At 74.3% G+C, this 12675-nt stretch carries 9 protein-coding genes; 3 read left to right on the top strand and 6 right to left on the bottom strand.

From position 1 onward, the window contains the following. Positions 1-92: 92 nt before the first annotated feature. Positions 93-1457: a DUF1552 domain-containing protein gene (locus WMF11_RS16355; protein ID WP_437978101.1), complete on the bottom strand. Its 1365-nt coding sequence runs from the start codon at positions 1455-1457 to the stop codon at positions 93-95. After that, positions 1454-3160 carry a DUF1592 domain-containing protein gene (locus tag WMF11_RS16350; protein WP_437978100.1) on the bottom strand — a complete coding sequence of 569 codons (1707 nt, stop codon included), beginning with the start codon at positions 3158-3160 and terminating at the stop codon, positions 1454-1456. The genes WMF11_RS16355 and WMF11_RS16350 overlap by 4 nt, the downstream gene beginning before the upstream one ends. A gap of 314 nt (positions 3161-3474) precedes the next feature. On the opposite strand from WMF11_RS16350, the gene WMF11_RS16345 reads away from it, so the two are divergent. From WMF11_RS16345 to WMF11_RS16335, 3 genes are all read left to right on the top strand, one after another. Continuing rightward, positions 3475-4851 (top strand): hypothetical protein, encoded by a 1377-nt coding sequence (locus tag WMF11_RS16345; RefSeq protein ID WP_437978099.1) that lies wholly within the window; start codon positions 3475-3477, stop codon positions 4849-4851. A 20-nt stretch (positions 4852-4871) separates the two neighbouring features. Further along, entirely contained in the window at positions 4872-5462 is a 591-nt protein-coding gene (locus tag WMF11_RS16340; RefSeq protein ID WP_437978098.1) for a hypothetical protein, read from the top strand. A gap of 107 nt (positions 5463-5569) precedes the next feature. Beyond that, the gene (locus WMF11_RS16335; protein WP_437717902.1) at positions 5570-8014 is read left to right on the top strand and encodes a hypothetical protein; all 2445 of its coding nucleotides are present in this window, start codon (positions 5570-5572) and stop codon (positions 8012-8014) included. Position 8015: 1 nt separating this feature from the next. On the opposite strand, the gene WMF11_RS16330 is transcribed toward WMF11_RS16335, so the two are convergent. The 4 genes from WMF11_RS16330 to WMF11_RS16315 form a co-directional block, all read right to left on the bottom strand. After that, positions 8016-8147 carry a hypothetical protein gene (locus tag WMF11_RS16330; RefSeq protein ID WP_437978097.1) on the bottom strand — a complete coding sequence of 44 codons (132 nt, stop codon included), beginning with the start codon at positions 8145-8147 and terminating at the stop codon, positions 8016-8018. 62 nt (positions 8148-8209) lie between these two features. After that, entirely contained in the window at positions 8210-9793 is a 1584-nt protein-coding gene (locus WMF11_RS16325) for a tetratricopeptide repeat protein (RefSeq protein ID WP_437978096.1), read from the bottom strand. Positions 9794-9993: 200 nt separating this feature from the next. Further along, a complete protein-coding gene (locus tag WMF11_RS16320) occupies positions 9994-10902 on the bottom strand; it encodes a hypothetical protein (RefSeq protein ID WP_437909283.1) in 909 nt (302 codons plus the stop codon). Next, the gene (locus tag WMF11_RS16315) at positions 10899-12437 is read right to left on the bottom strand and encodes a hypothetical protein (RefSeq protein WP_437978095.1); all 1539 of its coding nucleotides are present in this window, start codon (positions 12435-12437) and stop codon (positions 10899-10901) included. The genes WMF11_RS16320 and WMF11_RS16315 overlap by 4 nt, the downstream gene beginning before the upstream one ends. Positions 12438-12675 lie beyond the last annotated feature (238 nt).

The following is a 12675-nucleotide window of genomic DNA, read 5'->3' as shown; positions in this document are numbered from 1 at the left end:
CTCGAGGCTCCGCCCCGAACCCCGGCGTCCGCTTCGCGGCCGCTCTGGTTGCGCGCTTCAGCGAGCCCTGGCGGGATTTCCGGCGCGCGCACCTAGGCCAAGAGGCCCGGCAACACCCCCGTGCAGTAGGCGGGGTTGCCGAACGTCGACACGTCCACGCCCATCGCGTTGCACAGCGCGACGAGCAGGTTGTTGTGGGGATCGCCGGTATAGCGCAAAAATCTTCCAGTCCTGAGCGCACCGCCGGCGCCCCCCGCGATCACGTACGGCATGTCGCGCCGCGAGTGGCTCTGCCCCTCCGAGATGTCCGTGCACCAGAGCACGAGCGTGTTGTCGAGGAGCGTGCCCGTGCCCTCCTGGACGGCGTCGAGCCTCTCGAGCAGGTACGCGAGCTGCTCCGCCTGCCAGCGCCCGATGTCGACGAGCTGCTGCTGCTTTTCCGCGTCGCCGATGTTCGAGTGCGAGAGCGCGTGGTGCGTCTCCGACTGGCCGAGCCACGTGAACACCTTGCCCGCCTGGGTCGCGCTCCACTGGATGGACGCGACCCGCGTGAGATCGCAGGCGAGCGCCATCGCGAGCAGATCGGTCTGCAGCCTCCCGATCGCGGGGAAGTTGTCGTTCGCGTAGACGTCGAGCGGCTCGCCCAGCGCCGGCAAGGCGCACGCGCCGCCGAGGAGCGCCGGCACGTCGAGCCGCTGCTCGATGTCGTTCAGCGCGTGGAGGTGCTGCTCCAGCTTCCGCCGGTCCTCGCCCCCCAGCTCGCGCGCGAGGGCGCCGTAGTCCTCCATGACGCCGCCGAGCACCCGGCGGCGCAGGACGCGCCGCCGCGCGAGCTCCGCCGGATCGGCGGTGAGGTCCAGGAACAGCCGGTCGAACGCCGCGCGCGGATCGTCCTCGGGCGGGACCGGCTGGCCCGGGCCGAGGTAGGAGAGGCGCGACGAGACGTTGGCGTACTGGACCTGGACGCCGAGCTCGAGCGACGAGAGCTTCGTGCGATCCCCGAGCCTCGCGGCGAGGAACTGGTCGACCGAGATGCCCCCGCCCCAGCCGACCCGCGCGGCCGGGTTGCAGGCGTACGGGAAGAGGGTCCCCTCCTGGAGCTCCGTGCCCGTGAGCGCCTGGCCGATGCCCTGCTGGTGAGAGTCGCCCGGCCCGTGGTAGGCGGACTCCATGTCGATGCCCTCGACGACGAGCAGCTTGTCCCGGTAGGGAGAGAGCGGCGCGAGGATCTCTCCGAGCTCGAACGACGTCTCGGTCCCGGTCGGCTGCCAGGCCTCCTTCACCGTGCCGAGGCCGGTGAAGAAGACGACGAAGCGCTTCGGGAAATCGACGGCGCTCGCCGAGCCCGCCATGGCGTCGAGGAAGGGGAGCGCGAGGGCGAGCCCGCCGGCCCCGCGCAGGAAGGCGCGGCGATCGAGGCGCCCCCTCGACGCCCGGCGCTGTGCGGCGCCGCTCACGGCGCGCCCCCTGCGTCCGGCGCCGCGCGGCGGTAGCGGAACGCGTCCGTCTGGGTCAGCGCCACGAGCAGCGCCTTGATGTTGTACCCGCTCTCGGCGAACGCCGCCTCGATCTGGCGCATGCTGCACTCGTCGTCCGCCTGCTCGGCGCGGCCGTAGCCGAAGCGGAACCACTGCGTCGCGACGCACTGGCGCACCTCGTCGCTCTCCGCGAGGCGGTGCGCGAGCTCCACCGCCCCGTCGAAGGGCCCATCGACACTCCGGCTCGCCACGATCTCGCCGCTCGCGTCGACCGGGACGCCCTGGTCGACCTCGCGGTAGAGGCCGATCCCGTCGTAGCGCTCGAACCCGAAGCCGATCGGATCCATGAGCCGGTGGCAGCCAGCGCAGGCCGGGTCCTGCGCGTGCTGCTCGAACTGCCGGCGGGTCGGGATCCCTTCCCGCACCGGCGGCGGCTGGATGTCCACGTCGGGCGGCGGCGGCGGCAGGATCTGGCAGAGCAGCCGCTCCCGGACGAACTTGCCGCGGTGGACGGGCGAGGACTGATCCGGCTTCGCGAGCACCGCGAGCACGCTGGCGTGGGTGAGGAAGCCGGCGCGCTGCGCTGGGTCGAGCGGCACGACCGAGAGCTCGCCGGGCGCCTCCGCGCCGCCCGCGGCGCCCAGCCCGTAGAACGCGCGGAGCTCGGCGTTCATCAGCGAGTAGGGCGCCGTCAGCAGCGTCGCCACGTCGCCGGCGCCGTCCTCGAACACGACGTGATCGAGGAACGCCTCGGTCTCCGCCCGGAGGAGCGCCGGGAGCCCGGCGTGGAAGCCGGGGTAGACCGCCGGGTCCTTGGTGAGGGTGTCGATGTTCGAGAGCTGCAGCCATTGCGCGTGAAAGTTCGCGACGGCGGCGCGGGCGCGCGGATCCTCGAGCATGCGGCGGGCCTGCGCGGCGATCTGCGCCGCGGAGCGGAGCTCCCCCGCGTCGGCTGCCGCGAACAGCGCGTCGTCGGGCATCGAGCTCCAGAGCAGGTACGAGAGCCGCGAGGCGATCTCGTGGTCCGAGAGCGCCACCACGCCCTCGCCGGCCGGATCCGGCATGCCGTGCTCGACGCGGTAAAGGAAGTGCGGCGACTGGAGCAGCGCCTGGATCACGAGCTCGACCCCCGTCGAGAAGCCGTGCTCGTCGTTCCCGAAGGCGAAGAGCCGCGCGAGCCGCTCGCTCTCCGCGGGCGCGAGGGGCCTGCGGAACGCGCGCTTGCCGAGGCGCTCGATGAGCTCGGCGGCGCACGCGTCGGGCCCCTGCACCGCCGGGTCGCACCCCGGAAGGAGCTTCCCGAGATCCTTCGCGGCCCGCGCCGCGATCGCCTCGGAGGCCTTCATGAGCTGCTCGGCGAGGAGCTGAGTGACCCCGAGCGCCGCCGCCTGGTTGTTGAACCCGAGCGCCTCCTCCTCGACCACGAAGGCGTCGGCCGGCGCGCTGTCGTCACCGAGGAGATCGCGGATCGTGTTGTTGTACTCGAAGCGCGTCATCCGCCGGAGCGGCGACGCGCCCGGCCGGATCTCCGCGCAGCGCGGCGCCTCGCCTTCCGGTCCCCCCGCGGCCCCGCCGCCGCGCCCGCCGGAGCAGGCGGCGGCCGCCGCCACGACGATCGCAAGCCCGAGAGAGCCGCCGGGGCCGCGCGCCGCGCGGCGGTGCCGTCCTCTTGACCGATCCATCTGCCCTCTCCCCTGGGGGACGCGCTGGCCTGCGATGCGATGCGGCGCTGCGCATCGGGCGACGACATTTCTCACGTCGCAGGGGCCCGTCAAGGCGCCAAGAAGACGAGGCTCGGCGCGCCCCGCGAGTTCGATTGTAGCGGAGTCTCGTAGCGACACTGCGCGTCACCCGAAATGTCGCTGAGCCCCTCGAAAGACGCTGGATCCAGCCGGGACATCGCCTGTAGGCTCGCCGCGTGCAAGCTTCGTTTGACGCCGCTGCCGGCAAAAGGCCCGCGCGGAAGCCGACCAGGTTCACAACGCTGTCCCTCTCTTTGAGCCTCTGCGGGAGGATCCTCCTCGGGCTCTCCGCCGCGACGGTCACGACGTTCGCGCTCTCGCCCATCGCGCTCGCCGCCCCCAAGGGGTCGAAGTCGATCGCGATCTACATCGAGGGGCCGAACGCGGACGACATCCGCGAAGATATCGTGTCCCTCGTCCCGGACACGCTGAAGGTCGTGGACGACGACGCGTTCTCGAAGTCGCTGCGCAGCGCCGGCCAGACCAAGCCGGTGGGCGACGCGCTGGTGATGAAGGCCCAGCGGAAGAAGGCGCTCGACCGCATCCGCAAGGCGGGCAAGGCCGCGAAGGTCGAGGGTGTGATCTACGGCGTCTCGCGGACGAACAAGAAGAAGAAGAAAGAGGTCTACCTCGTCTACGTCGACGAGAACGCCGGCGACCTCGCGGTGGACAGCGCTGTGCCGCTGGGCGGCTCGCGGGACGACCGCAAGAAGGCGCTGGAAGATCTGCTCGGCCCGACGCTCTCGCAGATCGCGCCCGCCGCCGCCGCGGCCGACGACGACCAGCCGAAGGACGGCGGCGACGACGGCGACGGCGAGAAGGACGGCGACGAGAAGGACGGCGACGGCGACGAGAAGAGCAGCGACGACGGCGACAAGGGCGGCGACGACGGCGACAAGGGCGGGAAGCGCAAGCCCCACGACCCCCGCTCGGCGCTCTTCTCGATCGAGGCCGGCGTCGAGTTTGCCGGCCGCTGGTTCGACTACTCCGATCCGGTCACGCAGAACCTCCGGCCCTACGACGTCTTCGGTCAGCCCGCGCTGTCGATCTCCGGCGAGGTATACCCGCTCGCGTCGACGGACATCCCGGTGCTCAAGGGCCTCGGCATCACCGCGGGGTTCATGATGGCGCCCGGCCTCAACTCGGCGGTGGGCGAGGGCGATCCGCTCGCCACGACCTACCAGCGCATCAACCTGGGGCTGCGGGAGCGGCTGTCGATCGGCGAGTCGTCCGTGCTCGGCATCTCCGCCGGGCTCCGGCTCCTGACCTTCGAGGTCGACGCGGCGGAGGCCCTGGCCAGTACGGTGCCGAACGTCTCCTACACGCTGGTCCGAGCCGGCCTCGACGCGCGGGTGCCGGTCGGCCCGGTCGCGCTGGCGCTCGGCGCCGAATACCTGTTCCCGCTCTCGTCGGGCGAGGTCTACGATCGGTTCGAGGGCGCGAGCGTGCAGGGCATCGGCGCGATGGCCGGGGTGCTCGTGCCCGTCACGACCGGCGTCGAGGCGCGGCTCCTCGTCGAGTACGCGCGGTTCTTCTCGTCGTTCGAGCCCGCGATCGGCGACCGGTACGTCGCCGGCGGGGCGATCGACCAGTACCTTGGGGTGCGGCTCGCCGGAGCCTATATTTACTGAGCGAGAGAGAGAGGTAGCACGTGACGTACATCGCTTTCCTTGGCGGGCGCACCGCGCTCGCCGCCGCCGTGATGAGCGGCGCCGCGTTCATCATCAGCTGCGCGGGGACCCTCGAGGACAAGGACCAGTACCTCGCCGGCGGCGACGGGCCTGGCGGCGGAAACGGCCAGGGCACCGGCGCGGCGACCGGCGGCGCCGGCGACGCCGCGACCACCACCACGGGCGGCGACGCCGCGACCACCACCGGCGGCGACGCCGCGACCACCGGCGGCGACGCCGCGACCACCAGCGCGAGCAGCGGCGGTGGCGCCGGATGCGCTGAAGCGCAGGCGCTGGTGATGGCGAAGTGCGCCACCGCGGGCTGCCACGATGGGCAAGCGAACCTGGGGGGCCTCAATCTGACGGCGGGCTGGGAGACCAGGGTCGCGGGCCAGGCGTCCGATTGCGGCGGCGAAGCCACGGTGGTCGTGCCGGGCGATCCGGACGCCAGCCTGATGTACCTGAAGGTCACGGACGCCCCGCCGTGCGACAACCGGATGCCGCTCGGTCCGACGCTCAACGCCGACGAGATGAAGTGTCTCTACGACTACATCGCGGCGCTCCCGCCGTGAGGTAGCGAAGGAGCGTCTGGCCGCGGCAGCGGCGCGGGCGGCGCGGTCGTCCCCTCGATGAGACCGCCTCGTTGGCGCCCCCGTGGCCAAACGCTACGCTCGCCGCGATGCTGCGCCGGCGCTCGTTCTGGATCGCCGCGGCCGCCGTCGCCTACACCGCCTTCGCTGCGCTCCGGGCGTCCGGCGGCCACGGGCCCGCGTGGCTCGCCCTGCTCGGGCTGCCGGTGTTGCTCGCGCTTGGCCTCCGCTGGGTAGAGCGGCCGCCGCGGGGAGAGGACCGGATCGAGCCGGCGGCCCGCCGCGCGGCCGCCGTGTGCCTCACCGGCGCCGCGATGCTCGCCGCCGCGCGGAGCGGCCCCTCCGGGCTCGCGCTGATCGCCCTCGGCAACCTCGGCGCCGCGGCCGCGTCGATGGCCGCCCTGGTCGGGCTCGCGCGCATCGCGGGCCTCGGCGGCCTGCTCGAGCCTCCGCCGAGCACGCGGCGCCTCGACGCGGCGGCGTTCGCGTCGCTCTTCTGGACCGTCGCGGTCGCCCTGCCCGCCGTCTCCGCCGTGGCGCCCGAGCGCGCGGCGGATCTCGATCCGCTGCTCGTCCACTACGCCACCTCCGCAGCGTCGCTCGGCTCGCTCACGGTGACGCTCGTGGCGATCGCGCGCGTCCGCATCGCGCGGCGGCTCGAGCTCGGCGTGGCCGACCGGGTCGAGGCAGCGCTGCTGCTCACGGCGACCGCGCTGGCGGTCGGCCTCGCGGCGGCCTTCGTCGGCGTCGCGCCCCCCGAGTCGATCCTGCCGGTCACGAGCGCCGTCGCGGCGGTCTGCGTCGCGTTCTGCACCGTGGCCGCGGACGCGGCGCAGGTCTCGCGCGCGCTCCGCGGCACGCTCGCCGTCGCGACGCTCGCGACCCCGCCGGCGCTGCTCGCGGTCTACGCCGTGCACCAGGCGCCGCGCGGTGATCTCGGGCTCCGCGGCGCGCCGCAGTCCTCCGTCGGCGTCGCCGTGTTCGGCGCGTGCGCGCTCTGCGCGCTCGCGGGGCTCGCGGCGCCGGCGCTCGCGCGCCGGTTCGCGCCGGAGGGGGCGCGCTGGCTCGGGGCGTTCGACGCCGCGACGCGCGCGGCGATGAACCCGGAGCCGGAGGCGGCGCTCGAGGCGGCGCTCTCCGCGCTTCGCGAGGCGTCGGACGCCGGCGTCGCCGGGCAGGCCCCGCCGGCGCTCTACCTGCTCTCGCCGCCGGAGCAGGTGACCGTCGATCGCGCCGGTTACAAGCACACCGAGCCGGCGGAGGTGCCGGCGCGCCTCATCGAGCTCGCCCAGCTCGAGCCGGAGCGCGTCCTCCGCGTCGAGGCCGCCGAGGCCGTCGAGGTCCGGCGGCCGGAGGTGCGCCCGCTGCTCGCCTGGCTCGCGGAGCGCGACGTCGGCGTGGTCGCCCTTGTGAACGACGCGGAGGGCCCGATCGGGGCCCTCGCCATCCCCCGGGCCCGGCGCGCGTCGCCGATGACGCTGGAGGAGGTGAGCGGCCTGCGCGCGGTCGCCGACCGGCTCGGGGCGGTGATCGCGGTGTCGGCGATGCTGTCGGGGTCGCGCGGCCGCGAGGTCGCCGCCCGCCGCGAGGCCGAGGAGCGGGCGCGCGAGGTGAGCCGGCTCGAGCGCGCCGTGGCGCAGGGCGCGGGGCGGTTCCGCGCGATCGCGGCGCTGCTCGCGCGGCCGGCGCGGGCGGCCGCCTACAGCCCCGCCGCCCGCGCGGCGCTCGAGCAGCTGGAGCGGCTCGGCGTTGCCGGCGGCCCGGTCACGCTGCTGACGGCGCCCGGGATCGACGCGGTGGCGTGGGGCGCGGTCGTCCACTTGACCTCACCGCGCGCGGGCGGCCCGCTGGCGATCGTCGACGGCGCGGCGCCCGTCCCCGAGGGGTTCGCGCAGGCGTTCGCGCAGGCGCGGGGCGCTGCGCCGGCGCGCGACGAGGCGGCTGCGATCGAGGGCTCCGCGGGGACGCCCAGCGCGCTCGCGCTGTGGCGCGATCCGGACAGCTCGCCCATCGAGGCGGCGCGCGGAGGCACGCTGCTCGTGCTCGACGCCCAGGCATTGCCGTCCGAGGTGCAGAGCTACCTCGGCGCGGCGCTGCCGGACGACGTGGGGCTCGTCGTGGCGGTGCCTCAGACCGTGGACGCGCTCGCGGCGACCGGTCAGCTGAGCGAGCGGCTCGCGGACCGGCTCGGCGACCGGGCCGTCGCGCTGCCCTCGCTGTCGTCGCGCGCCGAGGATCTCCGTGCGCTCGCGCTGGATCACCTCGCGCGCATCGGCGTCCGCCTGCGGGGCCGGCCGTTCGGCCTGGATCTGCGCGCGCTGCAGGCGGTGCTCGACCACCCGTGGCCCGGCAACGACGCCGAGATGGGCGCGGTCCTGCTCCGCGCGGCGCTCGTGGCCAAGGGCGACGTCATCGGCGAGAAGGATCTCGCGGCGATCGGCTTCGCCCCGCCGCCCGAGCCCGCCAGCGGGGCGGACAGCGCCCGCGGCGAGGCGCGCCGCGCCCGGCGGCGGCGCGCGGACCCGAGGGGCTAGGCTACGCCTCGGGCGGGGCCCGCCGCGCTGCCCTGGGTGGCACGCCGGGGCGGAGCTGCGCGGGCTGCAGCATGTTCTTCCGGAGGAGGTGATCGAACAGGTGCTGGCGGCTGGGACAGGGCTCGTCGGGCACCGAAGCTCCCGGTGCCCTCACCCGGGCGCCCGGCAAGAGAGCGCGATGGGTCGCGAGGCCGCTCAGTAGAAGCGGTAACCGAGGCTCGCCGGCGCCGCGAACACCCAGCCGTCGAGGCCCTTCATGATCGTCGGCGAGACGCTCAGCAGGAGCGCGCCCGACGTCCAGCCCGCGCTCGGAAGGTCCGCGAGCACCAGGGACACATCGACGCTCCCGCCGAACGCGAGCGTCTGAACGAGCGCGCTCTCAGGGAGGCTGCCCTCGCGCGCGTTCACCGCGACCTCGCTCCGACCGTAGTTGAGATGGACCACCTCGGAGGGGATCTCCCCCTTGATCCCGGTGACCTTCGCCTGCTGCGCCACCGGGCCCACGAGCCCCGAAAGGCCGAGCCAGAGACGACCGAGGCGCATCGAGACGGAGGGGCCGCCGACAGCGAGATAGCCGCCGCCGAACCGGTAGCCGCCCAGCACACGCGCGCCAAGGTGCAGATCCTCAGAGAGCGCAACCCCGATGAACGCCTCCCCGCCGGCAAACGGCCCGATCGCCGGATCGAAGCTCGCATGGCAGACCTCATCGTCGCAGGGCGCGATGAGCTCCCCCTCCGGGATGTTGTAGCTGTACGAGTACGCGCTCAGATCGCCGAAGCTGCCGGAGTCCATCAGGCCGATCAACGCGCCGCCGGCCACCCCGGCCTGGATCACGAAGCTCCCTGTGTGCCTCGGCGAGGATCCGGAGCTCGGCTCCTGCTCCTCGGCTGCAGGAGGTGCCGCAGGCGGCGCATCGGGCTCCGGCCCCGCAGCAGCCTTCCCCGGCCCCGCAGCGCCCTTCCCTGGCCCAGCAGCGCCCTTCCCTGGCGCCGCAGCAACCGCGCCCTTCTCAGGCGCCGCGGCGCCCCTCCCGGCCCCTGCAGCGCCCTTCCCCGGCTCCGCTGCGCCGTCCCCGGCCCCCGCGCTCCCCTTCTCCGGCGCCGCCGACGCGGGCGCTTCCGCCGCGGGCGCAGGCTGCGCAGCGGCCGATGCGTCCTTGGCGAGCGCCGGCACCGCGACGGTCTTCCGCTCGCCCCGCTTGATCGTGACCGACTTCTCCCACGGCTTTCTGCCAGGGGCGTTCGCGCTCACCTTGTGCTGGCCAGGATCGATCGGCCTCGCCTGACCCCAGAGCGCGCCGTCGACCGGCGCCCCGTCCAGCGTCACCTCGAGCCCCTCGATCGCGGCCGCCCGCGGCACGCTCAGCGTCAGCCGCGGGAGAGACAGCTCCAGCTTCGCTCCCCTCGCCTTCGCGTCGGCCTCCAGGCGCTTGTTGCCCTCCTTGCGGGCCGCCGCGCCGAGATCGATGTACTCGGACCACGCCGTCGCGATCTTGCCCTGCTTCTCGTGGCACATCGCCAGCGCGAGGAGCGTCGCCGACCTCGGGCTCAGCCTGTAGCTCTCCTCGAGCTTCGGGCAGGCCTCCGCGACCTTGCCCTTCTTCATCAGGCTCTTGCCCTCGTCGAGCAGCGCCTCCGCCTGCGCGAACGCGAGGCCCGGGCTCACCGCGAGCGCGAGCGCGAACGCGACGCCCGCAAGACGCGCGCAGCAGCGCCCGGCGCGCGGCAACGCCTCGAGACAGGAGCCGCGGCGCCGCGCGCGCCAGGGAGAAGCAAGCAACTTGTCGGAAGTCTCAGCGTCTTGCCGGTTCAAACGGTTCGTCGCTCCCAGGGCCATGCCCGTGAGGTGATGTCGAAGGCGCGGGCGCGATGACAGCGCGCCTCTCCAAGGAGGACGGAGCGTACCACGCCCCGTTTGAACCGAGCAAAGCCGCGCGCGGTGCGTGGAGATGACAGGACGGGCGCGTGGCGAGGCGCGGGTCAGCCGGCCGCAGAGCGCTCGTCGAGCAGCTTGATGCCGGCGGCGACCTCGCTGGCGAACGACTCGGCGAGCGCCCGGGCCTGGCCGAACCGCGGCGGGACTTCCCGGGCGGCGCGGGCGAGCGCCGCGACGGCGAGGTCGTGGGGCTGGCGCACGAGGACGCGGTACGCGAGGCTCCGGCCAGGAGGCGTGGCGACGACCGCGAGCGTCGAGGCCGACCACGCGAACGGCGGGTCCTTCCGCGCGGCGGTCGCGAGATCCGTGAGCGGCGTGCGCGTCATCCAGAGGGAGAGCGCCTCGGCGAAGTCCGGCGGGGCGAGCCCCGGCACGCCGTGGCCCATGTCCGCGAGGCCGACGCGCCGGGTCTCGACCTGGACGCCGCGCAGCTGCCGCCACCGGAGCAGCCGCGGGGGCGGGCGCTGGCCGCGGAAGCTCGCGCGGCCCGTCCACCAGGCGACGAGCGCGTCCGTGCGAAAGCAGTCGAGCACCCGCGCGAACGTCGCGTGCCGCGAGAGCGCGGACCCGACGTCCGCCGGCGCGGGCACGAGCTCGCAGAGGTCGCGCACGCTCGCGAGCAGGCGGGGATAGCGGCTGCGCGTGAGCACGCCGGCGAGCTCGTGGTTCGTGAGCTGGAGCAGGTCGTTCAGCGCGGCCAGGAGCGCCCACTCGGCCGCGCCGAGCTCGGGGAGCACGTCGATCGGGGCGATGAGGCGGGCGACGCGGACGCGGACCAGATCGATGCGCGAGCCGAGGTCGCGATCGATCGCCGGCGCGCCGTCGCCGAGGAGGAGCGCGAGCCGGACGCCGAAGGGGCGCACAAGGCGCAGCGGACCGCCGAGGACGAGCGGCGCGAGCACGTCCGCCTGGAGCTCGGAGAGGCGCTCGGCGATCGCTTCAGGCTGGGTCATTGGGGCGTCCGGCCAGGGCCCGGCGGCAGCGCCCTCGGCTCGGCCAGCGGCTCGGACGGAGCCAGGTCGCGCAGCGGCCGGATGCCGACGCCGCCGAGCACGACCTCGGGCAGCTCGGTGGCCAGCGCCGCCGTGAGGCCCGCGGACGACACGGCCACCGCCGACCATTGCTGGGCCTCGAGCAGCGCCGTCTCGAGGGGGACGAACGCCTCCTCCGGCACGCCGATCGCCCCACCGTCGCGCCCGATGAACAGCGCCTGCCCGGCGGGGGCGCCCAGCGCGCGGAACAGCACGCCGGGCGCGACCGCAGGGACCGCGTCGTACCCGGCAGGGATGTAGAGGCCCGGATGGACCTCCCGGAAGAACTCGCCGACCGGGATCCCCTCGATGCCCGTCGGGTGCCGGAGGAACGCGCCTGCCGCGGTGAAGGCGATGCGGGCGCGGCGCAGGGTCTCGGGGCCGAGCGCATAGGCGACGTGCCGCAGGAGCGGCATCTCCTGCGGCCGGATCCACGACGCCGTGACCGACCGCCACGGCTCGGAGCTCGGGACGAGGCGGAGCGAGAGCACGACCGACGCCGGGCGCTGCGCGTCGCCCTCCGCCGCCACCTTCGCCGCGACAGGCTCGCGGCCGAGCTCCACCCGGGCGAACGCCGCGACGTCGCCCATCGCCGGAAGCTTCGCGATCTCCAGCGCCTCGCGGCCCCCGCCCCGGAAGAGCACGAGGCCCGCCTCGCCGAACACCGGGCAGGCGCGGAGGTTGACCGGGTGCCGGAACCCCACCTCCACCGCCGCGCCCGGCGCGACCGGGACGAAATACCCGAGCCCCGGCGTGCTCGTGAGCAGCGGGACCATCCGGGCAGCGATGGCCGGCACGCGGAAGAGGTACCGGAGCACCGGGGCGTCATCGAAGCTCGACTCCGGCGGCCACTCGCACAGGCCGACCTCGGCCTCGACGCTGCTCCGGGAGAAGTAGCGGATCAGCGCCGGGCCGAGCCCCGACTCCGCGAGCAGCCAGCGCGGGCCCGGGTCCTGCCCGGCGGACGGATCGAGGTGCGGCTCGAGCCGGAGCAGCAGCGTGCGCACGTCGACGCGCCGCTCGACCTCGTACGTCTGCGAGAAGGCGTTGTGATAGAGCGAGAGCGCCGCGTCGCTGGGCAGGATCTGCGGGACGTCGTACCCGAACGGCGCGGCCGCGTCGCGGTACTGGACGAAGTGCCGGCTCGTGCCGGTGAAGCTGTAGCCGCCCGCGAGCCGCGCGATCTCGGCGACACGGTCGAGCCGATCGCTGCTCTCGGCCGCGAACAGGAGGGTGACCTCCCGCGCCCCCAGCTTCGATCGCACGATCTCGACGACGAGCGAGCGGAGGATGTCCGCGAGCGAGCCCTGCCGCGTGTAGAGCGCCAGGAAGGCGACGAGCCGATCGATCGACGGCAGGAGGACGAGCCCCTTGGCGCCGAGCGCGACCCCCTTGGCGTCGAGCCCGAGGCCGGGCGTGCGCAGCCGGGTCTGGTGAACGGCGACGCGATCGAGCATCGAAATGGCCCCCGTCGCTCGAACGTAACGTGACGGTGAACGTAACGTTGAAGGAGCAGCGGAGCCGACGACCGTAGGAGGAGCCGCCGGATCCGTCAAGGGAGGCCCGCCGCGCGCGCAGCGCGCTGCGCGCTCGACGACGTCTCCGGCCGGCTCGCCGCGTCCGCGACGCTGCCGGTTCCCGTGACCGCGACACTGGAACTGCCATGAGCGACGGCGTAGTCTCTTTCGCGAATGC

The sequence above is a fragment of the Sorangium sp. So ce295 genome, assembly GCF_051527405.1.
GTDB classification, from domain to species: Bacteria; Myxococcota_A; Polyangia; order Polyangiales; family Polyangiaceae; genus Sorangium; species Sorangium cellulosum_B.
The sequence above is the reverse complement of the archived record's forward strand: the minus strand, read 5'-3'. Positions and strand labels throughout refer to the sequence as shown.

Coding starts and splice junctions, on each gene's coding strand:
- WMF11_RS16335 (WP_437717902.1), top strand. CDS start 5,570: ATGCTGCGCCGGCGCTCGTTCTGGATCGCCGCGGCCGCCGTCGCCTAC.
- WMF11_RS16350 (WP_437978100.1), bottom strand. CDS start 3,160: ATGGATCGGTCAAGAGGACGGCACCGCCGCGCGGCGCGCGGCCCCGGC.
- WMF11_RS16320 (WP_437909283.1), bottom strand. CDS start 10,902: ATGACCCAGCCTGAAGCGATCGCCGAGCGCCTCTCCGAGCTCCAGGCG.
- WMF11_RS16315 (WP_437978095.1), bottom strand. CDS start 12,437: ATGCTCGATCGCGTCGCCGTTCACCAGACCCGGCTGCGCACGCCCGGC.